The sequence below is a fragment of the Streptomyces geranii genome, from assembly GCF_002954775.1.
GTDB classification, from domain to species: Bacteria; Actinomycetota; Actinomycetes; order Streptomycetales; family Streptomycetaceae; genus Streptomyces; species Streptomyces geranii.
Genome location: NZ_PJME01000009.1, coordinates 43219 through 65850, shown reverse-complemented (window position 1 = coordinate 65850; position 22632 = coordinate 43219). Strand labels below are relative to the sequence as shown.

The window sequence follows — 22632 nt, the reverse complement described above, 5'->3', positions numbered from 1 at the left end:
GAGAAGATGCCGCCGACCTGTTTGCTGAACTCAGGCTGGAGGCCAGTTCGATGGACCGTGACCGTCCTTCGCGTACACCGGTCGCCATCGTCGGGGGCGGTCCGGTGGGACTGCTGCTCGCGCTTCTCCTCGACCATCACGGGTGCGAGTCGGTCGTCTTCGACAGCGCGGACTCGGTCCTGGCGGAGCCGCGCGGCAGCACCCACGGCGCCCGCACGATGGAGCACTACCGCAGGCTCGGACTGGCCTCGCGGGTACGGGAACTGGGGCTGCCCGGCGGGCACGGCGCGGGCATCTCCTTCTTCACCCGCTACGCCGGCCGGCTGCTGGCCCAGCTGCCCTGGCCTGGCGCCGACGAGGTGCGGGCCCGGGTGGCGGCGGCCGACCGGACCGACCAGGTGCCCGAGCCGATGCACCGCGCCAACCAGATGTACGTCGAGCGGCTGCTGCTGGCCCACGCCGGCACCCGGCCGGGCATCACCCTGCGCTACGGCCACCGGGTCACCGCCGTCCGGGACACCGGCGACCACGTCACCGTCGCCGTGACGGGCCCGGACGGGCCCCGGGTCTGGGAGGCCGGGTACGCGGTCGGCTGCGACGGCGGCCACAGTCTGGTGCGGCGCTCGCTGGGGATCTCGTACACCGGCGAGGGCTCGATCGACCAGGACGTGCTGGGGCGCCGGGCGACCGCGGCGCATCTGCGGGTGCCGGGGTTGTACGGGCGTTTTCTGCGCGAGCGTGCCGCGTGGAGCAACTGGGTCTTCAACGGCGAGATCGCGCTCAACCTGATCGCCCTCGACGGCGTCGACGAGTTCTTCCTGCTGACGAGTTCGGCCGATCCGGACGACCCCGACGAGGGCGCGGTCGTGGAGCTGGTGCGCCGGGCCGTGGGGGTCCCGGTCGAGGTGGAGGTGCTCGGGCGGCGTGCCTGGACCCCGGGGGCCGCGCTGGTCGCCGAGCGGTTCGGCACCGGGCGTGTGCAGCTGGCCGGCGACGCGGCGCACCTGTTCACGCCGAACGGCGGGTTCGGCATGAACACGGGGGCGGACGACGCGGCCAACCTGGCGTGGAAGCTGGCCGGCGCGGTGCAGGGGTGGGCGGGTCCGGGGCTGCTGCCTTCGTACGGGGCCGAGCGCAGGCCCGTCGCGCTGCGCAACACCGCCGCCGCGCGGGAGCTGAACGTCGCCCTCGGAGCGGTCGGGCGGCCGGCCTCGCTGGAGGAGGACGGCGCCGCGGGCGAGGCGGCGCGGCGGCGGACGGGCGCGGAACTCGCCGCGTACGGGCGGCTCACCATGGACACGCTCGGGGTGCAGCTGGGCGCCCGCTACGACGGCTCGCCCGTCGTCGTCGCCGACGGCACGGCGCCACCGCCGGACGACTTCGTCACGTACACCCCGTCGGGGGTGCCCGGCGGGCGGGCGCCGCATCTGTGGCTGGACGCGGGGCACGGCCTCGGCGGCTCGCTCTTCGACCGGATCGGGCCGGGGTTCACGCTGCTGAGTCTGTGCGGCGTCCGGCAGGACACCGCCGGGTTCGAAAAGGCCGCCAGAGAATCCGGTATTCCGTTTTCCGTGGTGCGGGTCGATGATCCGGCGGGGCGGGAATTGTACGGGCGGGACCTGGTCCTCGTACGACCGGATCAGCATGTCGCCTGGCGCGGGAACCGGGCGCCGCGTAATCCGGCGGAAGTGCTGGCGGCAGTCACCGGGCGGTAACTGTCCGTCCGCGTCGCGGACATAGGAAACGGAAATTCGGAGTCCCCTTTCGGGAGACGGTCGGGAATGCGTGCCGAAGAGTTGGCAAAGTAGCGCACGGACCGTTCTTCTGTGCCGGAACGTCGTTACTCTGGAGGAGTTGACGTATCGGCACATTTACGGGGAGAGAAAATGCGTTTCTCGATACTTGGCCCCATGTCCGTCACCGAGAACGGCAGCTACCGCACCCCCAGCGCACCCAAGCACCGCCAGATGCTCGCCCTGTTCCTGATGAGCGCCAACCGGGTCGTTTCCATGGGGCAGTTCGTCGAGGAGCTGTGGGAGTACAGCCCGCCGCCGCGTGCCGTCGCGGCGGTGCACACCTATGTCATGCAGCTGCGCCGTCTGCTCAAGGAGAGCGAGGCGTCACCCGCGTCGAGGGGTTCGGGCCGGATCGTCACCCGTGACCAGGGTTATCTGCTCCGGGTCCGGGACGGCGAACTCGACCTGAACGCCTACGAACACCGGATCCGCGCCGGCCGGGCGGCCCTGGAGGCCGGGAAGCTCGACGAGGGGGCCCGGCAGCTGCGGGCCGCGCACGCGATGTGGAGCGGGCCCGGCTTCATCGACGCGCCCACCGGGCCGCTGCTGCGGGCCGCGCTCGCGGCGATCGGGCAGGCGCACACCGAGTCCGTGGTCCAGCGCATGGACGCCGAACTCCGGCTGGGCCGCCACCACCAGCTGCTGGCGGAACTGCACGCCCTGGTCCACCGGGACCCCACCAACGAGGAACTCACCGGCCAGCTGATGCTGGCCCTGTACCGCTCGGGCCGCCAGGCCGACGCGCTCGCCGTCTTCCACCACCTGCGCGAGGTGCTGCGCACGGAACTGGGCACGTCGCCGCACCGCCGCATCCACCACCTGATCACCGACATCCTGTCCGGCCACCCCCGCCTGGAGCCCCCGTCGGCGGGCGAGTTCCGCCCGTCCCTGGACGCGGGCATCCGCACCCCGTCCACCCCCCGCCCCGGACCGACACCGACGACCTGGTCCTGCGCCCGCCCGATACTGCTGGGCGCGTAACGGGGGGGCGGGCGGGCGAGGGGCCGCGACGCGAGCACCCGGGGGGAGAGACCCCGGGCCCGACCGGCGGGGCCGACCCGGAGCCCGGTCCCGCCCACCCCCGCACGGGACCGACCGACCACTCCGGCACCCGACCCGTGCCACTGGGCACCTGACCGCCGCCGGGGCCGACGCGGGCGCAAGCCCACGCAAGCCCTGACCGCCGTACACGCCATCAGCGCCGAACAGCACCACCCGCAGCCCGGCCCCGCCCGCCCCGCGCCGAACCGGCCGACCGCTCCGGCGCCCGGGCCCCGGGCCTGCGTCGGCGTGGGCGCAGGCCCAGGTAGGCCGTCACGGCCGTGCAGGCCATCAGTGTCGTGCAGCACCAGAAGACCCGTGTCGCGCCCGTGGCCGGGGGCGGTGGGGTGAGCGGGCCGGTGTACAGGGTGGTTGCCAGGACCAGGCCCAGGACCGCGCCGAGCTGGCCCGCGCACTGGACCACGCCCGCCGCCGTGCCGGTCGCCGACCGGGGCAGGGTCGACACGGCGGCCAGCTCGCAGGACATCCACAGGATCGGCAGGCCCGCGCCGGTCAGGAGCAGGCCGGGGAGCAGCTCCGTCGCGTAGCGCGCGTCCGGGGACAGTCCCGTCAGGAGTGCCAGGCCGGAGCCGGTCAGGGCGCAGCCGGCCAGGCAGCAGCGGCGTGGGCCGAAGCGGGCCAGGGCGCGGACGCAGCAGCGGCCCAGCAGCAGTACTCCGCCCACCACCGGCAGCAGGGCGCAGCCGGCCCGCCAGGCGTCGTAGCCGCGTGCCTCCTGGAGGTACAGGCTGGCCACGAACACGACCGGGCCGGTCGACGCGGCGACGAACAGTATGCCCAGCGCGCTCGCCACCAGCGGGCGGTTCCGCAGGACCGCCGGTGGCAGCAGCGGGCCCGTCGGGCCGGTCCTGCTCAGCCTGCCCAGCACCGCCGCCACCGCCAGCGCGGTCCACGTGGGCGGCCCGAAGCCGTGCTCGGCGGCGCCCACCAGCGCGTACACCAGGGCCAGCAGCGCCCCCGCGGTCAGCAGCGCGCCCCGGGCGTCCAGCGCCGTGTCCGGGTGGCGGGCGGGTGTGTCCGGGCCGAGCCGTCGGGCGGCCAGGGCCGCGCCCAGCGCGAGCGGGACGTGGAGCAGGAACGCCCAGCGCCAGCCGGGCCCGCCCGCGGCCAGACCGCCCGCCAGCACACCGGCGACCGCGCCGACGCCGCCGGACACCGTCCACCGGGCGAGGGCCCGGCGCCGCTCGGCCTCCCCCGGGACCACGGTGAACAGCACGCACATCGCGGCCGGGACCATCGCCGCCGCGGCCACCGCCTGACCCGCCCGGCCCGCCAGGAGCACCGCCGCGCCCGGCGCCAGCGCGCACACCAGCGACGCGGCGGCGAAGGCTGCCAGGGAGCCGCGCAGCAGACGGCGCGCGCCGTAACGGTCGCAGAGCCGGCCCCCGAGCAGTTGCAGGCCGCCCACCAGCACGACGTACACATGGGTCACCCACTGCGCCTCCGCCAGGCTCATGGACAGGTCGCGCCGGATGTCCGGCAGGGCGAGGGCGACGAGGCCGGCGTCCGCGTTGGCCAGCAGCGGGGCGCAGGAGACCAGCAGCACCACGGGGCCGTGCGAGCGGGACGCCGATGAGGGCATGCGGACTCCTGGGAGGAGGCGGGGCCGGAGGGGACGGTGTTCAGAACCCCGCCGTCCGGGCGCCGGTTGCAGTGCCGGTCGCCGCCCCGGGCCCGTGCAACCCGTCCGGCGCCGCCGGTGTTCAACCCAGTGAGAGCGCGGCACCGGGTTCTCCCCTGCCTCCCGGGCCAGGGCATCGATCTAGCGAAGGACAAGCATGGATCTCAACCTTTCCGGCCGTGTGGCCGTGGTGACCGGAGCCTCCAAGGGCATCGGTCTGGCCGTCACACGTTCGCTGCTCGAAGAGGGCGCCAAGGTCGTGGCGGTCTCCCGCAAGGGCACCCCGGAACTGGAGCAGCTGGCGGGCCCGGCCCTGCTGCACGTCCCCGCCGACCTGATGGACCCGGAGGCGCCGGCGCAGGTCGTCGCCCGCGCGGTCGAGCACTTCGGCGGCCTCGACATCCTGGTCAACAACGCGGGCGGGCCGCCCCCCGGCATCTCCATGCCGCGCACCGGCTTCTTCGACAGCAGCGACGAGCAGTGGCAGGCGATCTTCGAGTTCAACCTGTTCTCGGCGGTCCGTGCCATCCGCGCGGCCGTCCCCGCGATGATCGAGCGCGGCGGCGGCTCCATCGTCAACGTCTCCACTGGCATGGCCCGTCAGCCCGCCCCGGTCAACATCGAGTACGGCGCCGCCAAGGCGGGTCTGTCGAACCTGACCAAGGCGCTGTCGGAGGAGTTCGGCGCCAAGGGCATCCGGTTCAACACCGTCTCCCCGGGCGCCGTGCTGACCGCGTGGTGGACCGAGGAGGGCGGCGCGGCCGACATCATCGCCGGTATGGCGGGCGCCGACCGTGACAGCGTCATGGAGAGCATCGCGCCGCAGATGATGGGCCAGGTCACCGGCCGTCTCATCGACCCGCAGGAGGTCGCCGACGCCGTCCTGCTGCTGGCCTCGCCGCGTTCGGCGAGCACCACGGGCTCGGACTACGCGGTCGACGCCGGGTTCCACAAGAGCGTCTGATCCGACCCGCCGTCCGGTACGGCAGGACCCCGGTGGCCGTCACCCGGCCACCGGGGTCCTCTGTCTCCGTCCGGCCCCGGCTACGCGCCCGGTGCCGCGCCCCGGTCGTGGGCCTGCTGCGCGAACCGCCGGCCCACCTCGTCGGGCAGCGGCTCCAGTTCGGCGACCTCCAGCGGGCCGCGCTCCATGTACTCGGGGTTGCAGGCCCGGTAGCCGAGCAGCCTGGCGAGCGGGGCGAGGGCGCCGTTCACCAGGCGCTGAACGGGCCAGGGCCGGTCCGTGAAGCGCAGGACGTCGGAGAACTCCCGCATCGTGACGGCGTGCTGGAGGAGGCTCGGCCGTCCCTCCGCGTCCGTCTTGCCGTCCTGGGCGAGTCCGAACAGCTGACGCAGGATCAGCTGCTCGAACCGGTCGGCCCGGTTGACGAGTTCGACCACCGCGAAGGACGTCTCCTTCTCCGTGTTGCCGAACCAGCGGTGCACCGTGCCGGCCGGCACGGTCACCGTCTGCCCGACCTCGTCGAGAACGACGTCGCGGCCCCCGACGTGCACCCGCAGACTGCCGCGCACCAGCGTGAATATCTCCTCGCTGAACGGGTGCGTGTGGTACCCGGCGGCGAACCCGCCGGGCTCGACGTAGAGGTCCATGACCGCGCGTTCACCGCCGGTGTGCGCGGCGGGCGTCCTGATGACGATCTTCTCCCGGCACCTGGGGTTGTAGTAGACCTCGCCCGGGCGGACTGTCATATCTCCTCCAAGGGGGTACGCCCGGCCGGCTCTCCGGCCGGGCTGCGTTCTTGCCGCCGCGCCGGGGAGCGCCTGCGGGACGACAGCAGCGGAACGGTCACCGCGAGCGCGGCGAGCGCCGCCCCGAGCACCGGCCCGGCCAGGACGCCGTACCCGTCGACGACCAGGCCGCCCAGCAGCGATCCCGTCGCCAGCGACAGCTGCACGGTGGTCACGAAGACGGCGAGGGAACTCTCGGCGGCCTCCGGCACGGACCTGGCCATCGCGGTCTGCAGGCTCAGCGGCACCATCCCGAAGGCCGCTCCCCAGACCACGACGAGCACGGTCACCAGCACCGGCGAGCCCGCGCACACCGGCAGCAGCGCGACGGCCGCCGCGAGTGCCGCGGCGGCCCCGGCGACGGTCCCCCGCACCGAGCGGGCCAGCGTCGCCCCGGCCAGGAAGTTGCCGCCGATCCCGGCGATCCCGTACCCGAGCAGCACGGCGGCGACCGCCGCGCCGCCCAGGTCCGCCTCGCGCTCCAGGTAGGGCCCGACATAGGTGTACGCGGCGAAGTGCCCGAGGAACAGCAGGGCGGTGGTGAGCAGCCCGCCCCGGGCCGCGCGGCTGCGCAGGACGGCCGCCAGGGCCCGCCGGCCGAGCACCGGACCGGCGGGCAGCGGCGGCAGGTACCGCACCTGCGCGGCCAGCGCGGCGAGCGCCACCAGACCGGCCGCCCAGAAGGCCGTACGCCAGCCCGTGCTCCCGCCCGCCAGCGCGGCCAGCGGCAGGCTCGCCACGGTGCCCACCGAGATGCCGGCGGTGACCAGGGAGGCGGCCCGGTGCGCGGACCCGGGCGGCACCAGGCGGGGTGCGACGGCCGCGCCCACCGCCCAGAACCCGCCGAGCGCCGCGCCCAGCAGGACCCGCCCGGCGAGCATCGTGGCCAGGTCCCGCGACACGGCGCACAGCAGATCGGCCACGGCCGTCAGGGCGGCCAGGGTCCACAGGACGGTACGGCGGTCCAGGCGCCCCGCCGTGAGGGTCAGCGCGGGGGCGGCGACGGCCGCGGCGAGCCCGGGTGTCACGACGAGCAGTCCGGTGACGCCGGTCGAGACCCCGAGGTCCGCGCCGATGCCGGTGAGGGCGCCGACCGGCAGCAGTTCGGAGAGCACCAGGACGAAGGAGCCGAGCGCCACCGAGACCACGGCGGGCATGCCACCGCGCCGCGCGTGACCCGCCTTCCCCGCTTCCCGTGTCTCCCCCGCCGCCCGCGCCGTCATGGCTTCGCGGCGCGCACGGACTGGCTGTGCCGGAACACGTCGGTCGGGTCGTACTTGGCCTTGACCTGCTGGAGCCGGGGGTAGGCGTGCTTGTAGTACAGGGTGTACCAGGGCACTCCGGACCTGTTGTACGCCGGGTCGTGCAGGTCGATGTCCGGGTAGTTGACGTAGCAGCCGTCGGTCACGGCGTTCGGGACGGGTACGCCGCCGGTGTCGGCGTAGACCCCGTGGAAGAACTCCCGTATCCACCTGAGGGACCTGGGCTCGTCCGCCGGGTCGGTCCACCAGATCATCCAGGCGGCCTTGTACGCGGCCTCGCGGTGCGGGGCGGCGGTGGCGTCCGGGGCGACGGCGTTGACCTGGCCGCCGAAGGAGCTGAGCAGCACGGAAGCGGTGGGGTTGACGAGGTCGTCGCCGAGGTGCCGGTAGAAGGCGGCGATGTGCGCGTCCGGCATGGCCGTGCGGTAGTACGCCGACTTGAAGTCGCCCTTGAGGCTCGGGTCGTTGAGGGTCGCGTTGGTGGTGCCCAGGTACCGGGCGGCCTGCAGCCAGGGCATCCGCCGGGGCTCGGCCAGCTCGGGCATGGCGGGCAGCTCGCCCATCGGGGTGCTGAGCGGTACGTGGGCCAGGTCCAGGCCGGCCGTCATGGCGGCGAGGAAGTCGTCGAGGACGCGCTCCGCGTCCGGGACGGTGGCGTCGGCCTGGGTGATGAGGCCGATGTAGCCGTTGGACCTGTGGTTCAGGGCCAGCATGCTGACCAGGTTGTCGTTGGGGGTGCCGGGCCTGAGGTGCTTCGCGTGCCAGTCACCGTAGTTCTTCACCAGGCGGGTGAAGCGGGCCTCGGTCATCTCGGCCCAGGGCCAGGCGACCGCGCTGACCAGCACCTCGGCCGGCGGCTGCGGCAGCAGGGCGGCCGGATCGGTGCCGGTGGCGCCGGGCGAGCGGAACCAGAAGCGGGTGATGACGCCGAAGTTGCCGCCGCCCCCGCCGGTGTGGGCCCACCACAGCTCGCGGTGGGGGTCGTCGGCCTCACGGGTGGCGACGATCGCCCTGGCCGTGCCGTCGGCGGCCACGGTCACCACCTCGACGGCGTACAAGTGGTCGACGACCAGGCCCAGTTGGCGGCAGAGCAGACCCCAGCCGCCACCGCTGACATGGCCGCCCGCGCCGACCTGGAAGCACATGCCGGCCGGGACGACGACGCCCCAGGTGCGGTACATGCGTTCGTAGACGTTCAGCAGCTGGGCGCCCGCCTCGACGGCGATGGCGTTCATCCGGGGGTCGTAGGTGACCTTGTTCATCTTGGTCATGTCGAGGATGACCCGGACCTCGGGGTTGAAGACCCAGTCCTCCCAGCAGTGGCCGCCGCCGCGGACGGTCAGGCGTTTGCCGCCCGCCACGGCCTTCTGCACGGCCTGGACGACCTGGGCGGTCGTCTCGGCCAGCACCACCCGCTCGGGTGCGGCGACCCAGCGCTGGTTCCAGCCCCGGACCAGGTCCGCGTAGCGCTTGTCGGCCGGGGTGACCACGGTGACGGGTTCCGCCGCCGCGGCTGCCGCGCCCGCCTCGTCGGCCGCGGCGGCCGGTGCGGCGAGACCCGTCCCGGTCAGCAGCGCGGCGCCGCCGGCCGCGGCGCCCCCGGCGAGAAAGTGTCTGCGCCGCATGCCGTCCGTGCCCTGTGCCATGTCCTCAACTCCTCGGTGATCAAGCGTGGTTGTGCCCTGGCGGGTGTCGGTGCGGGGGGGGTATCAGGGCGCGGGGAGTTCCACGGACTGACGGTGGCGGAAGAAGTTGCCGGGGTCGTACTTCGCCTTCACCTGCTGGAGGCGGCGGTAGTTGCCCTTGTAGTAGAGCGTCGCCCAGCCGACCCCCGACCGGTTGCGCTGCGGGTCGCTGAGGTCGGCGTCCGGGTAGTTGACGTAGCAGCCGTCGGTCACGGCGTTCGGGACGGGTACGCCGCCGGTGTCGGCGTACGTCTCCTCGTAGCTCTCCCGGGTCCACGCGATGTACTTGGCGTCGTCCGCCGGCTCGTTCCACAGGACCGACCAGAGCATCTTGAACGCCGCCCCCCGGTGCGGCAGCGCGGTGTCCGCCTCGCGGACGGCGTTGGTCCGGCCGCCGTAGGGGGTCAGCTGGATGTTGATCTTCGGGTTGTCGATGTCCGTGCGGGAGAGGTGCTTGTACAGCGCCTCCGCCTGCCGCTGCGGGAAGTCGGCTCTCATGTACGCCGACTTGTACTCGGCGCGCAGGGTCGGGTCGTTGAGCAGCGGGTTGGTGGTGCCCGCGAAACGGGTGGCCTGCAGCCAGGGCAGCCGGCGGGGTGCGGCGAACTGCGGCATGGGGCCCATGTCGCCCATCTGCTCGGTCAGCGCGCCTGGTTCGGTGTTGATGCCGCCGCTCATGTGCGTGAGGTAGGCGTCGAGCATGCCCTGGGCGTCGGGGGCCGCCGCGTCGACCTGGGTGATCATGCCGATCTGGCCGTTGGAGCGGTGGTTGAGCAGCAGGAAGCTGGTGAGGAAGCGGGTGGGGCTGTCCGCCCCGATGTTGGCGACGTGCCAGGAGGCGTAGTTGCGTACGAGCCGGACGAACTCGTCCTTCGTCAGGTCGCTCCAGGACCAGGACACCGCGCTGAAGAGGACCTCCGCGGGCGGCTTGGGCAGCAGCTTGCGCGGGTCGGTGCCGGTGGCGTTCGGGGAGCGGAAGTAGTAGCGGGTGACGACGCCGAAGTTGCCGCCGCCCCCGCCGGTGTGGGCCCACCACAGCTCGCGGTGGGGGTCGTCGGCCTCGCGGGTGGCGACGATCGCCCTGGCCGTGCCGTCGGCGGCCACGGTCACCACCTCGACGGCGTACAGGTGGTCGACGACCAGCCCGTCGCGCCGTACGAGCATGCCCCAGCCGCCGCCGCAGACGTGGCCGCCCATGCCGACCGAGTAGCAGATGCCGCCGGGCACGGTGACGCCCCAGGTGGAGTACAACTTCTCGTACACGTCGAGGAGTTGGGCGCCCGCCTCGACGACCACCGCGTTGAGGCGGGCGCTGAAGTAGATGCCGTTCATCTTCGACAGGTCGAGGACGAGCTGCGTCTGCGGGTTGTAGACGAAGTCCTCCAGGCAGTGCCCGCCGCTGCGGATGGTGAGCCGCTTGCCCGCCCGGGCGGCCTCGGCGACGATCGCGGCGACCTGCCCGGGGGCGTCGACGACGCGTACGGACTCCGGTTTCGCGGTGTAGCGGGCGTTGAGGGCCCGCACCAGGTCCGGGTACTGCTGGTCCGCGGGCGTGACGGCGACCGGGCCGGCCGCCGGCGCCGGTTCCACGTCGGCGAGCGTCCCCGCCACGGCTTCCGCCGCGTGGGCCGTGCCGCCCAGGCCCAGCGCCGCCGCTCCGCCCGCTCCGGCGGCGCCGGCGAGAAGGAGACGGCGTCCTATGCCGGGTGGATTCTGATCCATGGTCATACCTCTTGGGACTCGTGCCAGATGAAGGTGGAGTGGGGGGAGGCGTGGGGGCGGTGTGGGGCGTTGTGGGGCGGTGTGCGGGCGGGCGGTCAGCGCTTGACGGCGAAGGTGAGGCCGTCGGCGTACGGCAGGACGCTCAGGTCCACCCGCTTGTCGTCGCGGACCTTGGCGTTGAAGGCCCGCAGTGCCGTCGTCTCGGAGTCCTGCTGGGTCTCGTCGAGCACCGCGCCGTGCCAGAGGACGTTGTCCACGACGATCAGGCCGCCGGTGCGCAGGAGCTTGAGCGCGGCCTCGAAGTAGGCCTCGTAGTTCTCCTTGTCGGCGTCGATGAAGACGAAGTCGAACGACCCGGCGGCGCCCTCCTCCAGCAGCAGGGCGTCGAGGGACGTGCGGGCGTCGCCGATCCGCAGGTCGATCCGGTCGGCGACGCCGGCCCGCTCGGCGAAGTCGCGGGCCATGGCGGACCACTCCTCGCTGATGTCGAGGGCGACCACGCTGCCGCCCTCGGGCAGGGCCAGGGCGGTCGAAAGCAGGCTGTAGCCGGTGAACACCCCGACCTCCAGCGCCCGCCTGGCCCCGGTCGCCTTCACCAGCAGCGAGATGAACTGGCCCTGCTCGGGCGAGATCTGCATAAGGGCCAGCGGAAGTTCGGACGTCCTGATCCGGAGTTCCTGGAGCAGGTCGGGTTCCCGCAGGGAAATATCGGCCACATAGTCCTGCAGAGCCTCGTTGACATCGACTTGAATACGCATGGGTCCCCCCTGGATTCCGGTCGGATCGCGCTCTAGGTCTGGAAAGCTAGAACGCCGGACGGATTCCCGTCAAGGAGAATCAGGGGGTCGATATTCCTGGATCGGTTCTTCAGCGGCGGCTGGAACAATGCCCGCACAATGCATTCGGAGAGCGCGCGCCGATTGCATTCCGTTTCACAGCACGTTCATTTCGCCAGGAGGGGGAATATTTCCGTGGGCCTCGAACAGCGCGCGTTGCGGGACTGTCTGGGGCGGTTCGCCTCGGGCGTCACCGTCGTGACCACCGGCGACGGCAGTGCCGTCCACGGGGTCACCGTCAGCTCCTTCACCTCCGTGTCCCTGAGCCCGCCGCTGGTCCTGGTCTCCCTGGACCGGCGCAGCCGGGGCTGCGGGCGGCTCGGGGAGTGCGCCGCGTTCGGGATCAACGTGCTGGCGGCGGACCAGCACGGTCTCGCCCTGCTCTTCGCGGGCCGCGCCGACGCACCCGCCACCGGGATCCGCTGGGAGGGCGACCCCGCCGCGCCCCGGCTCGCGGGCGCCGTGGCGCACTTCACCTGCGTCCCGTGGGCCGCGTACGACGGCGGTGACCATGTGCTGCACGTCGGCGAGGTGGTGCAGTTCGAGGCTCTCGGCGGGGAGCCGCTGGTCTTCTCGTCCGGGGTGCTCGGCGGGTTCCGCCGCCCGTCCGGCTCGGCGGCCTGGACGGGGTCGCTCGACGGGCCGGCCCACGGCTGGGCGGCGGACTTCGGCGCGCTGGCGGCCACCGGCAAACACGTATGACCACCGACCACTGGGTCACTGACCGGACAAGGAAGAAGACATGACGCGACAGAACGGCGACGCGGGACCCGACGCCCCCCACGCACCGGTGACGCGGCCTCTGACCGGCGACGAGTACCTGGAGAGCCTGCGAGACGACCGTGAGATCTACCTCTACGGCGAGCGGGTCAAGGACGTCACCGCGCACCCGGCGTTCCGCAACTCGGCGCTGATGACGGCCCGGCTGTACAACGCCCTGCACGACCCGGCGAAGCGGGACGTGCTGACCACCCGCACCGACACCGGCGGTGACGGGTTCACGCACGCGTTCTTCCGTACCCCGCGCAGTGTGGACGACCTGGTCGCGGACCGTGCGGCGATCACCGAGTGGGCGAGGATGACGTACGGCTGGATGGGCCGCAGCCCCGACTACAAGGCCGCGTTCCTCGGCACGCTGGGTGCCAACAGCGAGTACTACGCGCCCTACGAGGAGAACGCGCGCCGCTGGTACAAGGAGTCCCAGGAGAAGGTCCTCTTCTGGAACCACGCGATCATCCACCCGCCGGTGGACCGCCATCTGCCCACCGAGCAGGTGCAGGACGTCTTCGTCCATGTGGAGAAGGAGACGGACAACGGGCTGGTCGTCTCCGGGGCGAAGGTCGTCGCCACCGGCTCGGCCATCACCCACTTCAACTTCATCTCGCACTACGGCCTGCCCCTGCGGGACAAGAAGTTCGCGCTGGTCGCGACGGTGCCGATGGGCGCACCCGGCCTGAAGCTGATCTGCCGGCCGTCGTACGCCGCGAACGCGGCGGCGACGGGCAGCCCGTTCGACTACCCGCTGTCCAGCCGGCTCGACGAGAACGACACCATCTTCGTGCTGGACAAGGTGCTCATCCCCTGGGAGAACGTGTTCCTCTACGGCGACGTGGACCGGGTGAACGACTTCGCCCCGCAGTCCGGCTTCCTGGAGCGGCTCACCTTCCACGGCGCGATCCGGCTGGCGGTGAAGATCGACTTCATCGCCGGTCTGCTGCTCAAGGCCGTGGAGATGACCGGCAGCAAGGACTTCCGCGGCATCCAGTCCCGCATCGGTGAGGTACTGGCCTGGCGGAACATGTTCTGGGCCCTGAGCGACGCCGCCGCGCGAAATCCACAGCAGTGGAAGGACGGTGCGCTGCTGCCGCGGCTGGAATACGGAATGGCATATCGCTGGTTCATGACCATCGGCTATCCGCGCATCAAGGAAATCATCATGCAGGACGTGGCGAGCGGTCTGATCTACGTCAATTCGAGCGCGGAGGACTTCTCGAACCCGGAGATCCGGCCGTACCTCGACAAATACGTCCGCGGCTCGAACGGCTACGACTCGGTGAGCCGCGTAAAGCTCATGAAACTCCTGTGGGACGCGATCGGCACCGAGTTCGGCGGCCGGCACGAGCTGTACGAGCGCAATTACTCGGGCAACCACGAACAGGTACGGACGGACATCCTGCACGCCCAGGAGGCGAGCGGCCAGCTCGACGCGTACAAGGGCTTCGCCGAGTCCTGCATGGAGGAGTACGACCTGGACGGCTGGACGGTCCCCGACCTGGACTCCTTCAAGGACCTGCGCGACCGGCGAAAGGGAATGTGGGGCTGAGGGACACGGAGCCTGGCGGTACGGGGAGTTGCCCCGTACCGCCAGGCTCCGGGCGTCGGACACGGTGGCGGGGCGGGCCCGCGGCCTCCGGGCGACCCGCGTCTCAGGCTCCGGTGCGGTCGGCTCTGTGCCGGGGCGGCGCCATGGCGGGGCGGGTCGGCACCGTGCCGGCCACCGCCGGGACACGGCCGGCCCGCTGTCCCCGGGTGGTCGGTGTCATCGGGGGCGGCCCGTCAGGGTGGTGGGGCGTGGGGCCCAGCCCCGTTCGTGCAGGCGGTCGCGGTCGCGCAGGAGTTTGCCGCTTGCCGATCTGGGGAGTTCGGGGACCTTGTGGAAGCGGCGGGGCACCGACTGTTCCGTGAGGAATCTGCGGCACCAGGCCGACAGGTCCGTGCGGGCCAGTTCGGCGGAACCCGTCACATGGGCCTCGACCGGGTCGGGACCCAGCACCACCGCCTCCGTGACATGCCGGTGGGCCCGCAGCACCGCCTCGATGTCCAGCAGACGGGCGCCGGACGCGGTCCGGCCGGCCCGGCCGCGCAGCCACAGGGAGCCGGTCGCCGGGTCCCGGGTGACCAGGTCGTACGTCGACAGCCAGCCGTCGTCATCGGCGGCGTCGTGGTCTTCGTGGTCTTCGTAGGGGTGGGGGAAGCGTTCGACCTGGACCTGGAGGGTTCCGGCCGTCACCCTCGTGCGTACGCCGGGTACCGGTACGCCGATCGACTCCGGGCCGTACACCCCGGCCAGGTCGGTGGAGACTATGCCGGTCTCGGTCGTGCCGTACGCCTGGCCGACCAGGACGCCGTATCTGCGGGCGAAGGCTCCCGCGGTCTCGGCCGGCAGGGTGTCGCCGCCGGAGACCGCGAGGCGCAGGAACGGCAGGGTGGTGCCTGGCGGGGCCTCGGTGAGCCGGGCGAAGTGGTGCGGGCGGCCCAGGGCGACATGGGAACGGGCCACGGCCGCCGCCACCCCCGCGCTGTCGTCCGTCGCCGGGAGGACGGCGGTCGCGCCGGTCGCCAGCGCGTGCAGCACTCCCGCGATCAGCGCGAAGGAGTGCGCGACCGGTTCGAGGACCGCCACCTCCTCGCCGGCCCTGGGCATCAGGGGGAGCGCGCCGAGCCGTGCCACCTCCGTCAGCAGCGAGGCGGCCGTGCGGCCCGACGCCTTGGGGCGGCCCGTGGTGCCCGAGGAGAACTGCACCAGGCAGTGGGGCGTACGCGCCGGCCGCCCGCCCCGCCCGCGGCGTACGAGCACCTCGCACTCGGGCACGAACCGGCCCTCGCCCGCGTGGCGTTCGCCCAGGCTGATCACGTACTGCGGGGCACTCAGCTCCAGCAGCGCCGCCCGCTCCGCGCGGCCGAGCGCCGGCTCCGGCAGGATCACCTGCGCGCCGATCGACCACAGGGCGAACACGCACCACAGCTGGGTGAAGCTCGGCGTGCCGTGCACCGCGACCGTCGCGCCCGGGCGGATTCCGTGGCAGGCGAGGGTGCGGGCCAGCCGGGCCGTCTCCGCCCGCAGCGCGCCGAACGTGACCGCGCTGCCGGACCGGGACGACACCCCCGGGTCACCGCCGGACCGTGCCCACACCCCCCGCGGGTCGGCGGCGGCCAGCAGCCGCTCGCCCCACCAGCTCTCGTCATTCGTCATGTCCGCGCCGCCCTCCCTCCGGCCTTCCGGCCCGTCGGGCCCGCCGGGCCGGTGCCGTGGCCCGCGCACGGCCACCTGCGGCCGTACGCGGGCCCACCGGCCCGGCGGGCCCGGCGCTCACTTCTCGACGCAGAACTCGCCGACCGGCCAGCCGACGTGCCGCTTGTCGGTGGCGACATGGCCGAGGACCTGGTCGCCCTTCTTGAGTTCCGTCACGTTCAGGACGCTCGCGCCGGGGCCGAGGACCCGGACGTGCCAGTCGTCCTGGACGATCAGATTGACCTCGACGCCCTCCGGCGACACCGCCTTGATGCTCAGCAGCGGACGGGACTCCAGCTTGATCCGGCCCACCACGATCCGGCGCGTACGGCCGTCGGCGCCCACCGCGAGGACGGCGGACCCGGCCTTCAGCTCGCTCAGGTAGTTCGTCCGGTTGTCCTGGCCGAACACATAGCTGTGCAGCGCGCCCGCGTTGATGCGGAACGGCCGGGTCGGCATGTAGGGCAGCGGATGCGTCTCGCTCACACACAGGACGAACCCGTGCGCGTACGAGCCGACGAGCATGCCCTCGTCCTTCTCGAAGTGCGTGCAGGTGTCGATGCAGACCCGGTCGCCCAGGCCGAGGTGCTCGATCGACTCGACGGTCAGGGTGCTCAGGCTCAGGTCCGGGGTCTTGACCCGCAGCAGCTCCACGAGCCCGAAGACGTCGTTGGCGTCGCGCGGCGCGAACAGGACACCCTCGGACCCCTTCTCCAGTACGTCGATGATGACCCTGGCCTCCTCCAGGTCGTCCGCCCGGCAGATGAGCTGGCCCGGGGAACGGTCCGCCGCCGCGATCACGATCTCCAGCGGGATCTTCGTCGGGTCCTTGAACTGCACGACCGTGTACGGCAGGGCGATGGCCGTCTCGCAGGCCAGGCTCAGCGTCGGGTCGTCGACGACGTCGACCAGTCCGGCGACGTCCTTCCGGCCCGCCAGGTGCTCGGAGCGGAGCTTGTTCAGCTGTTCGGTGCCGCCGACCTCGCGCAGCACGATCAGGTCGTCGGACCCCTCGCCCTCGGGGCGCCCGGCACCGGCCAGGACGCGCTTGACGGTGACCGGCAGGGTGGCGAGCGTGGCCGCGTCACGGTCCACGATGCCGTCCACCCGAGCGTGGACGGCCGCGTCGATGACCGCTTCGCGCTGTTCGGCGGACACGTTGCGGAGGTCGATCCAGGCGAATTTCACAGAGCACCTGCCAGTTCGGGAGAGGAGGACGAGGAAGGAGGAGAGGAAGAAGAAGCAGAGGAAGGAGAAGCAGCCGAGGAAGACGAGGTTGCGGACCGCGACGTCTCCGACGGGCTTGCGGGCCCGTGCACGATCGCGGCCAGCTGCTGCACCACCCGCCTGGGGGACGGGCTGGTGAACACGCGCCGGCCGACGGCCAGTCCGGCACAGCCCGCCGACAGGGCCGACGCGGCGAACGCTTCGAGGCTGGCCTCGGTCCCGCCGCCACCGGCGACGACGATCGGCAGCGGGGAACTCTCCACCACCTCCGCCATCCGCTCGGGCGGCGCGGCCAGCACCGTCTTGACGATGTCGACCCCGAGGTCGGCCGCGACGCTCACGGCGTGCGCCACCAGCTCGGGCCGGGTCGGGTCGTCCACCCGGGGACCGCGCGGATAGACCATCGCGATCAGGGGCATGCCCCAGCGGTCGCAGGCCGCCGCGACGGCACCGAGGTCGCTCAGCTGCCCGGCCTCGGTGTCGGACCCGATGTTGACGTGCACGCTCACCGCGTCCGCGCCCAGGCGTACGCACTCCTCGACATCACCGACGAGCACCTTGGCGTCGGCGTCGGGACCGGCGTTCGTACTGGCGCTGAGGTGCACCACGAGCCCGGTGCCCGTGAGCACGGCCGGCGGGATCAGCCGCGCCCTGCCCTTGTGCACGACCACGGCGTCCGCGCCGCCCGCCGCGATGTCCGTGACCAGTTCCGGGAATCCCGCCGCGCTCACGATCGGTCCGTCGGAGACGGAGTGATCTAGCGGGACGAACAGATACCGCCCGTCACCCGCGCGGGACAGTCGAGCCAGGCGCAACGCTTTCCCGGTCAGTGGCATCGTCGTCATGACACGCCCCTTCGTTCGCGACAGCTCTGTCTCATGGCTGCACTCTCGCAAGGGCCGCTGAAGAATCGGGCCAACCCGTTTCCGCTGGTGACAGGGGTGGGCGCCGGAGAGGTCGGCCGTACGGCAACCGTTCACGCGGCTGCGGTGTTCGTTCTCCCGGGGCGGCGGCCACGAAAGGGACACCATGCGGGCGACAGGACACTCGGCGGCACGGACCGGCGGTGACGGCGGCACCGGCGGTGCCGACACGGAGGTCGCCGTCGTCGGCGGCGGGCCGGTCGGCACGCTGCTCGCCCGCGAACTGGCCCTGCTGGGCGTCGACGTGACGGTCCTGGAGCGGCTGCCCAAGCCCGACGGTGTCTCCAAGGCGGGCACCCTGCACGCCCGTACGGCCCAGACGCTGGACCGGCGGGGGCTGCTGGAGGCCGTGCAGCCCGGCCGGTACACCGCCGCCCGGGGGACGCGCGGCCCGGCCCGCTTCCACTTCGCCTCGATCTTCGAGCTGGACCTGTCCCGGGTCCTCGACGAGGGTCCGGCGATCGTCGGCAGTCCGCAGGCGTTCGCCCAGGAGGTGTTCGCGGCCGACGCCGTACGGCTCGGCGCCCGGCTGATGCGCGACGCGGAACTGGTCGGCCTCGACGAGGAGGGGCACAAGGAGGAGGGGTACAAGGAGGGGGAGAAGGGGGAGGGAGAGGGCGACGGCCGCGTACGGCTGCGGCTGAGGTCCGTGTCCGGCGCCGAACGGACGCTCACCGCACGCTGGGTGGTCGGCGCGGACGGGGCGCGCAGCGCCGTGCGGCGGCTGAGCGGCATCCGGTTCCTGGGCGACGGGCCGACCGTCGCGGCCCTGATGGGCGAGGTGCGGCTGCTGGACCCGGCCGGGGCGCCCGGCGGCTGGCAGCGCACACCGCGCGGCTGGACCCTGCTGTGGGTCGACCCGCACGGGACGAGCCGGGTGTGCACGTACGACTACCGGGGTCCGCACCGGGACCGGCACTCCCCCGTCACCCTCGACGAGCTGCGCGGCGAGGTGGAACGCATCGCGGGCCGGCCCGTGCCGATGGACCGCCCCGACTGGATCGCCCGCTTCAGCGACGCGTCGCTCCAGGCGGAGCGGTACCGCAAGGGCCGGATCCTGCTGGCCGGCGACGCGGCGCACGTCCACTTCCCGGCCGGCGGCCAGGGCGTGAACCTGGGCCTCCAGGACGCGGTCAACCTCGGCTGGAAGCTGGCGGCCGAGATCCACGGCTGGGCACCGGACGGACTCCTCGACACCTACCACGCCGAACGGCACCCGGTGGCGGCGGCGGTGCTGCACAACGTGAAGGCCCAGGTGGCCCTCATGGACCCCGACCCCCGGACGGACGCGCTGCGCGAGCTGTTCACGGAACTGATGCGCTTCGACGAGGTGAACGCCTACCTGAGCACCATGATCACGGGTACGGGGGTGACGTACCCGGTGGGCGGACGCGCCGACGATCCGCTGGCCGGACGCATGGTGCCCAGCCTGCCCCTGAAGACCGCCGAGGGCCCCACCTCACTGGCCGAACTGCTGCACGACGCCCGCCCGCTCCTGCTGGACCTGACCGGGGACACCGCGCTGCGGACCGTGGCGGCCCCGTGGGCCGGCCGGGTCACCGTCGTCACCGCCACCCCGGCCGCGGGCAGCTGGCACACGGACGCCGTCCTGGTCCGCCCCGACGGCTACGCCCTCTGGTCGGCACGCGCCGACCGCCGGGACACCGGCTCGCTGCGCACCGCCCTCACCCGCTGGTTCGGCCCGGCAGGCTCGTGACCCAGCCGCCGCGTACCGTCCAGGTGCCGCCGTCGGGCGTCGCGCCGCGCAGACCGTGCAGGGTGCCCGGGCCGGCCAGCGCCGGGACCCTGGAGTCGGACAGCGAGCCGAAGGCGTAGGTGCGCGAGGGGTCCCAGTCGGTGCTGTGCCGCAGTCTGCGGGCGAGCTGGACGAAGCCGGGCGGGGCGGCGGCGATCACCCAGGCGTCGGGGGCGGGGGCGGCCAGCCGACGGGCCGGGCGCAGCCAGGACGCCGCCGACTCGGGCCAGTCGACGTCCGCGAGCACCGTGCCGCCGCGCGCCTCCCAGGCCGCGCGGAACGCCTCGGCGGCCGACACGGACGCCGTGTCCCGGCTGTGCCCCGTCACCACGGTGGCGATCCGGGCCCGGGGCATCGTCAACAGGCCGAGGAGCGCGGTGAGTTCGGCGGGGGTGGGCGGGACGGGAGGGGGTGGTTCGCCGTACGTGTCCCAGTCGGCGGGGTCGAGGAGGGGGGACCGTCGGGCGATGCCCTCGCCGGTCTCTTCGGGGTGGCGCATCAGGAGGGGTCCTCGCTCTGGCCGGCCTTCCAGCGGCGGTACTCCTCCGGCAGACACACCGCGCACGGCCGGTATCCGGCGGCGACGGCGGTGGCCTCGTCGGCGAAGAAGACCCGTTCCCTGACGTAGCCGCCCCGGGCCAGCACCCGGGCCGCGGACGGGCAGTCCAGCCGACCGTACAGCCGTCCGCGCCGGTGTCCGCCGAGGGTGCCCGGCAGCGGGCTGAGGTACGGGGTCCCGTCCGGCCCCAGCAGCCGGTACGCGCGGGCCGGGGCGCCCGTCATGACGCGTCGTGGAAGACCAGCCCGAGGGCCCGCCGGTGGCCGGAGTGCACGGTGCTCACCCCGTGCCGTACGGCCCCCGCCGACCAGCCCCGTTTGGTCCGCACCGGCCGGTCCCGGGTCGTGAAGACGAGCCCGTGCCCCTGGCGCAGCGCGACGGTGGTGCCGCGCGACTGGGCCCGGGGGCGCTGCTCGACGAGCAGGAACTCCCCTCCGGTGTAGTCGACGCCGTACTCGTCCAGGCCGATCACGACCTGGAGCGGGAAGACGAGATCGCCGAAGACGTCGCGGTGCAGGGCGTTCCAGTCGCCCTCCTGGTAGCGCAGCAGGATCTGCGCGGAACGGTCCTGACCGGCCTCGTGACACCGCGCCAGCCATTCCTGGAGGTCGTCGGGCCAGGGCGCGGGCCTGCCGAGCCGGGCGGCCCAGTCGCGGGCCACGACCAGCAGCCGGGGGTAGAGGGCCTCGCGGAGCGCGGCGACCACCGGGGGCAGGTCGTGGGTGAAGTAGCGGTACGTCCCCGAGCCGAAGCGGTGTCTGGCCATGTCGACCGTGCTGCGGAACAGCTCGGCCCGGTCGTACAACTCGGCGATCTCCCGGCACTGTTCGGGGTCGAGCAGCCGGGGGGTGAGGGCGCAGCCTTGCGCGTCGAGGCCGTCGGCGAGCGCGGCCCAGTCCGTCGCGTCGACGCTGCGGCTGACGTCGACGGGCCGCAGGCCGGCGGTCATCCGGCCCTGCCGGGCCGGTCGGGCCGGTCCGCGGAGGTTGTGCCCGCGAAGGTCGTGCCTTCGAGGGCGAGCAGCAGTTGCTTGCGCTCCAGGCCGCCCGCGTACCCCGTGAGCGAGCCGTTCGCCCCGACGACGCGGTGGCAGGGCCGCACGACGAGCAGCGGGTTGGCACCGATCGCCGTACCGACGGGACGGGCCGCGCCGCGCGGTGCGCCGATCCGGGCGGCGATGTCGCCGTACGTGAAGGTCGTCCCGTACGGGATGCTCTCCAGCGCCTCCCAGACGCGCCGCCGGAAGGGGGTGCCGGAGGCGACGTACTCGATGTCGAAGTCGGTCAGCGTGCCCTCGAAGTAGGCGGCCAGCTGCCCGGCGATCCCGGTGAACGCGTCCGCGTCCCGGGTCCAGCCGGGCGCGACGGTCGCGCCGCCCTTCTGGCCGGGTACGGACAGCGAGGCGAGGGCGGTGCCGCCCGGGGCGGTCGTGCTGCGCTCGCCGACCAGCAGGAGTTCGCCGAGCGGGCTGTCGAGCGTGGTGAAAAGTGTGGTCATCGCGGTTCCTCGTCAGACGGTTCCATAACCCTGTAACACCACAATGTGCCTCCCGGGTTGCAGGGCACGGCGAGAACCGGACCCCGCGGCCCGTCAGCGGGCATTGTGGAAGATCACCCCGAGCACATTGCGCCGGCCGCTGAGCACCTCCCCCGTGCCGTGCTGGACGGCGCACCGGCGCACTCCGCCGTCGCCCCGCACCGGCCGGTGCCGTACGGGGAAGATCACGCCCTGGCCGAGCCGCGGCCGTACGACCACGGCGCGGGACTGGGCGCGGGGCCGCCGCTCGACGAACACGCTCTCCCCGCCGGTGAAGTCGGTGTCCGGCTCGTTGAGCATGAACGCGATCTGGAGCGGGAAGACCAGCTCGCCGTAGACGTCCTGGTGGAGGGTGGCGTAGTCGCCGGGGCCGTAGCGCAGCAGCAGCGGGGTCGGTCGCAGCTGGCCCTGGGCGGCGCACTCGGCGAGCAGCTCGTCGAGGACGGGCGGGAAGGTCCGCTCGCCGAGGAGGGGCGCCCACTGGTTGGCCATCCAGGCCAGGCCCGGGTACAGCTCCTCGCGCAGCGCCCGCACCAGGTCCGGGGTGCCGGCGTGGGCGAAGTACCTGTAGGTGCCCCGCCCGAACCCGTGCCGTCGCATCACCACCGACGACCGGAAGAGCCCCGGCCGGTCGAAGGCACCGGCGAGTTCCTCGCACTGCTCCCGGGAGAGCAGCGGGGGTGTGAGGGCCACGCCGCGGGCGTTCAGCTCGTCGTACAGGGCGTTCCAGTCGAGCCCGGCGACCCCGGGCAGGCCGGTGCCGCCACAGCCGCCGCCCGGAGCCGGGTGTCTCTCACCCTCGAGTTCGAAAAGGGTGGGCTCGCCGGACACGGATCCTCTGTTCACCACCCGATTCTCGCAACCGGCACCCGCGGGCGCTGGCGGC

The 22632-nt window shown here is 73.0% G+C and carries 20 protein-coding genes; 6 read left to right on the top strand and 14 right to left on the bottom strand.

The window, feature by feature from the left end; genetic code table 11:
* The first annotated feature begins 50 nt into the window (after nt 1-50).
* Nucleotides 51-1715, top strand: a complete 1665-nt coding sequence (locus CW359_RS15460) for an FAD-dependent monooxygenase (protein WP_105970512.1) — start codon at nt 51-53, stop codon at nt 1713-1715.
* Between the two features lie 195 nt (nt 1716-1910).
* Nucleotides 1911-2777 carry an AfsR/SARP family transcriptional regulator gene (locus CW359_RS15455; RefSeq protein ID WP_198655230.1) on the top strand — a complete coding sequence of 289 codons (867 nt, stop codon included), beginning with the start codon at nt 1911-1913 and terminating at the stop codon, nt 2775-2777.
* A 214-nt stretch (nt 2778-2991) separates the two neighbouring features.
* Here the strand turns inward: CW359_RS15455 and CW359_RS15450 are convergent, their stop codons facing one another.
* Nucleotides 2992-4440: an MFS transporter gene (locus CW359_RS15450; RefSeq protein ID WP_105970510.1), complete on the bottom strand. Its 1449-nt coding sequence runs from the start codon at nt 4438-4440 to the stop codon at nt 2992-2994.
* A 196-nt stretch (nt 4441-4636) separates the two neighbouring features.
* Between CW359_RS15450 and CW359_RS15445 the strand changes: the two genes are divergently transcribed.
* Nucleotides 4637-5443 carry an SDR family NAD(P)-dependent oxidoreductase gene (locus CW359_RS15445; RefSeq protein ID WP_105970509.1) on the top strand — a complete coding sequence of 269 codons (807 nt, stop codon included), beginning with the start codon at nt 4637-4639 and terminating at the stop codon, nt 5441-5443.
* Nucleotides 5444-5523: 80 nt separating this feature from the next.
* On the opposite strand, the gene CW359_RS15440 is transcribed toward CW359_RS15445, so the two are convergent.
* From CW359_RS15440 to CW359_RS15420, 5 genes are all read right to left on the bottom strand, one after another.
* Nucleotides 5524-6189: a cupin domain-containing protein gene (locus CW359_RS15440; protein ID WP_105970508.1), complete on the bottom strand. Its 666-nt coding sequence runs from the start codon at nt 6187-6189 to the stop codon at nt 5524-5526.
* Nucleotides 6186-7385: an MFS transporter gene (locus tag CW359_RS15435; protein ID WP_157968548.1), complete on the bottom strand. Its 1200-nt coding sequence runs from the start codon at nt 7383-7385 to the stop codon at nt 6186-6188. The genes CW359_RS15440 and CW359_RS15435 overlap by 4 nt, the downstream gene beginning before the upstream one ends.
* Nucleotides 7386-7447: 62 nt before the next feature.
* Nucleotides 7448-9136: an FAD-binding oxidoreductase gene (locus CW359_RS15430; RefSeq protein ID WP_198655229.1), complete on the bottom strand. Its 1689-nt coding sequence runs from the start codon at nt 9134-9136 to the stop codon at nt 7448-7450.
* Nucleotides 9137-9199: 63 nt separating this feature from the next.
* Nucleotides 9200-10897 (bottom strand): FAD-binding oxidoreductase, encoded by a 1698-nt coding sequence (locus CW359_RS15425; RefSeq protein ID WP_105970640.1) that lies wholly within the window; start codon nt 10895-10897, stop codon nt 9200-9202.
* A 95-nt stretch (nt 10898-10992) separates the two neighbouring features.
* Nucleotides 10993-11655 carry an O-methyltransferase gene (locus tag CW359_RS15420; protein WP_105970506.1) on the bottom strand — a complete coding sequence of 221 codons (663 nt, stop codon included), beginning with the start codon at nt 11653-11655 and terminating at the stop codon, nt 10993-10995.
* A 213-nt stretch (nt 11656-11868) separates the two neighbouring features.
* Here CW359_RS15420 and CW359_RS15415 point away from each other — a divergent pair, with 213 nt between their 5' ends.
* Nucleotides 11869-12435, top strand: a complete 567-nt coding sequence (locus CW359_RS15415) for a flavin reductase family protein (protein ID WP_232838411.1) — start codon at nt 11869-11871, stop codon at nt 12433-12435.
* A gap of 40 nt (nt 12436-12475) precedes the next feature.
* Nucleotides 12476-14056, top strand: coding sequence for a 4-hydroxyphenylacetate 3-hydroxylase N-terminal domain-containing protein (locus CW359_RS15410; RefSeq protein ID WP_105970504.1), 1581 nt, complete (start codon nt 12476-12478; stop codon nt 14054-14056).
* Between the two features lie 216 nt (nt 14057-14272).
* Here the strand turns inward: CW359_RS15410 and CW359_RS15405 are convergent, their stop codons facing one another.
* From CW359_RS15405 to CW359_RS15395, 3 genes are all read right to left on the bottom strand, one after another.
* Complete coding sequence (locus CW359_RS15405) at nt 14273-15706, bottom strand: class I adenylate-forming enzyme family protein (RefSeq protein ID WP_105970503.1); 1434 nt, start codon at nt 15704-15706, stop codon at nt 14273-14275.
* Nucleotides 15707-15823: 117 nt separating this feature from the next.
* Entirely contained in the window at nt 15824-16933 is a 1110-nt protein-coding gene (locus tag CW359_RS15400; RefSeq protein ID WP_105970502.1) for a 3-dehydroquinate synthase II family protein, read from the bottom strand.
* Entirely contained in the window at nt 16930-17808 is an 879-nt protein-coding gene (locus tag CW359_RS15395; protein ID WP_105970639.1) for a 2-amino-3,7-dideoxy-D-threo-hept-6-ulosonate synthase, read from the bottom strand. The genes CW359_RS15400 and CW359_RS15395 overlap by 4 nt, the downstream gene beginning before the upstream one ends.
* A 193-nt stretch (nt 17809-18001) precedes the next feature.
* On the opposite strand from CW359_RS15395, the gene CW359_RS15390 reads away from it, so the two are divergent.
* Nucleotides 18002-19612 carry an FAD-dependent monooxygenase gene (locus CW359_RS15390; protein ID WP_105970501.1) on the top strand — a complete coding sequence of 537 codons (1611 nt, stop codon included), beginning with the start codon at nt 18002-18004 and terminating at the stop codon, nt 19610-19612.
* On the opposite strand, the gene CW359_RS15385 is transcribed toward CW359_RS15390, so the two are convergent.
* From CW359_RS15385 to CW359_RS15365, 5 genes are all read right to left on the bottom strand, one after another.
* The gene (locus CW359_RS15385; RefSeq protein WP_105970500.1) at nt 19581-20150 is read right to left on the bottom strand and encodes a type 1 periplasmic-binding domain-containing protein; all 570 of its coding nucleotides are present in this window, start codon (nt 20148-20150) and stop codon (nt 19581-19583) included. The two genes, CW359_RS15390 and CW359_RS15385, sit on opposite strands and share 32 nt — an antisense overlap.
* Nucleotides 20150-20434: an Ada metal-binding domain-containing protein gene (locus CW359_RS15380; RefSeq protein ID WP_105970499.1), complete on the bottom strand. Its 285-nt coding sequence runs from the start codon at nt 20432-20434 to the stop codon at nt 20150-20152. The genes CW359_RS15385 and CW359_RS15380 overlap by 1 nt, the downstream gene beginning before the upstream one ends.
* Entirely contained in the window at nt 20431-21159 is a 729-nt protein-coding gene (locus CW359_RS15375) for a 2OG-Fe(II) oxygenase (RefSeq protein WP_105970498.1), read from the bottom strand. Before CW359_RS15375 ends, CW359_RS15380 begins: the two co-directional genes overlap by 4 nt.
* On the bottom strand, nt 21156-21707 hold the full coding sequence (locus CW359_RS15370; protein ID WP_105970497.1) for a methylated-DNA--[protein]-cysteine S-methyltransferase: 552 nt from the start codon (nt 21705-21707) through the stop codon (nt 21156-21158). The genes CW359_RS15375 and CW359_RS15370 overlap by 4 nt, the downstream gene beginning before the upstream one ends.
* 93 nt (nt 21708-21800) lie before the next feature.
* Nucleotides 21801-22592 (bottom strand): 2OG-Fe(II) oxygenase, encoded by a 792-nt coding sequence (locus CW359_RS15365; protein ID WP_232838410.1) that lies wholly within the window; start codon nt 22590-22592, stop codon nt 21801-21803.
* Between the last annotated feature and the right edge of the window lie 40 nt (nt 22593-22632).

What these genes read in the sequence shown, in the direction of transcription:
- CW359_RS15435 (WP_157968548.1), bottom strand. Translation starts at nt 7,385, where the DNA reads ATGCCCGCCGTGGTCTCGGTGGCGCTCGGCTCCTTCGTCCTGGTGCTC.
- CW359_RS15370 (WP_105970497.1), bottom strand. Translation starts at nt 21,707, where the DNA reads ATGACCACACTTTTCACCACGCTCGACAGCCCGCTCGGCGAACTCCTG.
- CW359_RS15410 (WP_105970504.1), top strand. Translation starts at nt 12,476, where the DNA reads ATGACGCGACAGAACGGCGACGCGGGACCCGACGCCCCCCACGCACCG.
- CW359_RS15430 (WP_198655229.1), bottom strand. Translation starts at nt 9,136, where the DNA reads ATGGCACAGGGCACGGACGGCATGCGGCGCAGACACTTTCTCGCCGGG.
- CW359_RS15375 (WP_105970498.1), bottom strand. Translation starts at nt 21,159, where the DNA reads ATGACCGCCGGCCTGCGGCCCGTCGACGTCAGCCGCAGCGTCGACGCG.
- CW359_RS15425 (WP_105970640.1), bottom strand. Translation starts at nt 10,897, where the DNA reads ATGGATCAGAATCCACCCGGCATAGGACGCCGTCTCCTTCTCGCCGGC.
- CW359_RS15460 (WP_105970512.1), top strand. Translation starts at nt 51, where the DNA reads ATGGACCGTGACCGTCCTTCGCGTACACCGGTCGCCATCGTCGGGGGC.
- CW359_RS15395 (WP_105970639.1), bottom strand. Translation starts at nt 17,808, where the DNA reads ATGCCACTGACCGGGAAAGCGTTGCGCCTGGCTCGACTGTCCCGCGCG.
- CW359_RS15420 (WP_105970506.1), bottom strand. Translation starts at nt 11,655, where the DNA reads ATGCGTATTCAAGTCGATGTCAACGAGGCTCTGCAGGACTATGTGGCC.
- CW359_RS15380 (WP_105970499.1), bottom strand. Translation starts at nt 20,434, where the DNA reads ATGACGGGCGCCCCGGCCCGCGCGTACCGGCTGCTGGGGCCGGACGGG.
- CW359_RS15455 (WP_198655230.1), top strand. Translation starts at nt 1,911, where the DNA reads ATGTCCGTCACCGAGAACGGCAGCTACCGCACCCCCAGCGCACCCAAG.
- CW359_RS15390 (WP_105970501.1), top strand. Translation starts at nt 18,002, where the DNA reads ATGCGGGCGACAGGACACTCGGCGGCACGGACCGGCGGTGACGGCGGC.
- CW359_RS15445 (WP_105970509.1), top strand. Translation starts at nt 4,637, where the DNA reads ATGGATCTCAACCTTTCCGGCCGTGTGGCCGTGGTGACCGGAGCCTCC.
- CW359_RS15405 (WP_105970503.1), bottom strand. Translation starts at nt 15,706, where the DNA reads ATGACGAATGACGAGAGCTGGTGGGGCGAGCGGCTGCTGGCCGCCGCC.
- CW359_RS15440 (WP_105970508.1), bottom strand. Translation starts at nt 6,189, where the DNA reads ATGACAGTCCGCCCGGGCGAGGTCTACTACAACCCCAGGTGCCGGGAG.
- CW359_RS15385 (WP_105970500.1), bottom strand. Translation starts at nt 20,150, where the DNA reads ATGCGCCACCCCGAAGAGACCGGCGAGGGCATCGCCCGACGGTCCCCC.
- CW359_RS15450 (WP_105970510.1), bottom strand. Translation starts at nt 4,440, where the DNA reads ATGCCCTCATCGGCGTCCCGCTCGCACGGCCCCGTGGTGCTGCTGGTC.